Genomic DNA, 952 nt, shown 5'->3' with positions numbered 1-952 from the left:
GGGGGAGGAAGGCGACGACCGCGATAATCGCGCGGAGCTGGTCCTGGACGAAAAACCGCGTCCCGTCCGCGCTCCGCGCCGGGTCGAGGGTGTTGGCCTTCTTCCACAGGATCGAGCCGATGATCGACAGTGCCGCGATCACGACCAGCAGGACGAGCAGGGCGATGAACGCCCACTGCGGGAACTGCGCCGTCGCTCCCTGCTCTTCCAGGAGGCCGGTGTCCGGATCGCGGACGAGCGCGCCGCCCTCGTCGACGAACTCGCGCTGGCGCAGGAGCCAGAAGATGCCGACGGCCTCGCCCGCGATCGCGAGCGCCCAGAGGACCGCGGCGATGATGCGGAAGCGCGTCGCGGAGGCCTTGGCCTCCGGGCTCGGCGTCCAGCCCGCGGGCGGTTCGCCGGTCGTGGCGCCGGTCGTGGCACGACGCGGCGCGGCGGAAGACGTCTGCTCGTTCTCGGCCATGGTTGTCCTTTCCCCCGAAAGTGCCCGGCGACCCCGCCGAGGCATCCCCGAGCCTAGTGGCCGCGGTGTCCTACGCTGGAGAGATGACATCCGATTCGGACGACGCCCTGAGCTGGGAGGGCGACGACAGCGCGGAGCGACGCCCCCGGGACGCCGCACGGCGCACCACGCCGGCTCCGGAACCGACCCCGGCCGAGGCCGTCACGCCCGCGGCGTCCGCACCGGCGTCGGGGGACGAGACGACCGCGGCGCCCTCCGGGCTCAGCAACGCGATGCTGGTACTCGTCGGCGTCGTCGGCGGCGTCTACCTGCTCTACACCCTCGGCTGGATCGCGGGCGGTCTCCGGCTGCAGCCGCTCGCCTCGTGCCTCGTCGCGGATGTCATGTTCCGGCCCTGGTTCGGGCTGGCGATCGCCGCCCCCGCGCGGTGGTTCCTCGCGACACGGGTGCTGACGCGGGGCCGGGCCTCCTGGATCCGCGCCGCCGTGC

General features: G+C 73.2%; 1 protein-coding gene and 1 pseudogene. One reads left to right on the top strand and one right to left on the bottom strand.

Annotation, left to right across the window (positions count from 1 at the left end; translation table 11 throughout):
* A pseudogene (locus B7W94_RS17665) lies at positions 1 to 463 on the bottom strand (hypothetical protein); the annotation flags it as partial.
* Between the two features lie 83 nt (positions 464 to 546).
* Here B7W94_RS17665 and B7W94_RS17660 point away from each other — a divergent pair.
* Positions 547 to 952: hypothetical protein (locus tag B7W94_RS17660; protein WP_085607983.1), on the top strand; the 406-nt coding region annotated here is incomplete at its 3' end.

Origin of the sequence: Microbacterium sp. LEMMJ01, from assembly GCF_002114135.1 — a bacterium.
Taxonomy (GTDB): Bacteria; Actinomycetota; Actinomycetes; order Actinomycetales; family Microbacteriaceae; genus Microbacterium.
The sequence above is the reverse complement of the archived record's forward strand: the minus strand, read 5'-3'. Positions and strand labels throughout refer to the sequence as shown.